The 771-nt window shown below is 49.5% G+C and carries 1 protein-coding gene; it reads right to left on the bottom strand.

Translation table 11 applies throughout. The annotated features are described in order from the left end of the window. The coding region (locus R7Z49_RS24480; RefSeq protein WP_318112293.1) for a UDP-N-acetylmuramoyl-L-alanyl-D-glutamate--2,6-diaminopimelate ligase at window positions 1-771 on the bottom strand (771 nt) is incomplete at both ends.

A 771-nucleotide genomic window follows, 5' to 3' on the forward strand; every position in this document is an offset into this window, starting at 1 on the left:
GAACAATAGCTTCTGCTGGTTTGGATAGGCCAGCAAGCAGATCTTTGACGATTAATACAGGGTCTTCACTGCGCGGGTTATCATCGGTCAAGACGACTTTGTCACCCAAACGCTCAGCGATTTCTGCCATCATCGGACGCTTACCCGCATCGCGATCGCCACCACAACCGAAAATAGCCCAAAGCTGTCCGTCACAATGCACGCGCAGTGCTTGTAATGCTTTTTCAAGCGCATCAGGCGTGTGAGCGTAATCGACCACAACTTTAGCGCGATTTTCAGCTTGGAATAGCTCCATTCGGCCTAACACCGGCTGCAATTGAGCAGCCGTCGCTAGCAAATCGCTCTTATCAAAACCAAGGCTCAATAAGGTCGCAAATGCCAGCATTAAGTTGGCTGCGTTGAATTCACCAATCAACGGCGCATGCAGCGTACCTTCGCCAAACTGACCATCAAAACGAATCGTAATACCGGATTCAGCATAAGCCACTTGGCTCGCCCATAGCGCGTGTTCAAACTCAGTTGTAGGAGCAAGAGAAACGGCAATCGCATTCGTCAGTTGTTTCGCCCACGCAGCGCCAACTTCGTCATCAACATTGATGATTGCTTGATCACATTGATGCTGGGTAAACAGCGTTAGTTTAGCGTTGGCGTACTCTTCCATCGTACCGTGATAATCAAGATGGTCTCGGCTCAAGTTGGTAAATACGCCAGCAGCAAAGGAAAGGGATTTAACGCGGCCTTGGATCAAGCCATGAGAAGACACTTCTAACG

Origin of the sequence: Vibrio sp. 1562 (assembly GCF_033340155.1) — a bacterium.
Taxonomy (GTDB): Bacteria; Pseudomonadota; Gammaproteobacteria; order Enterobacterales; family Vibrionaceae; genus Vibrio; species Vibrio alginolyticus.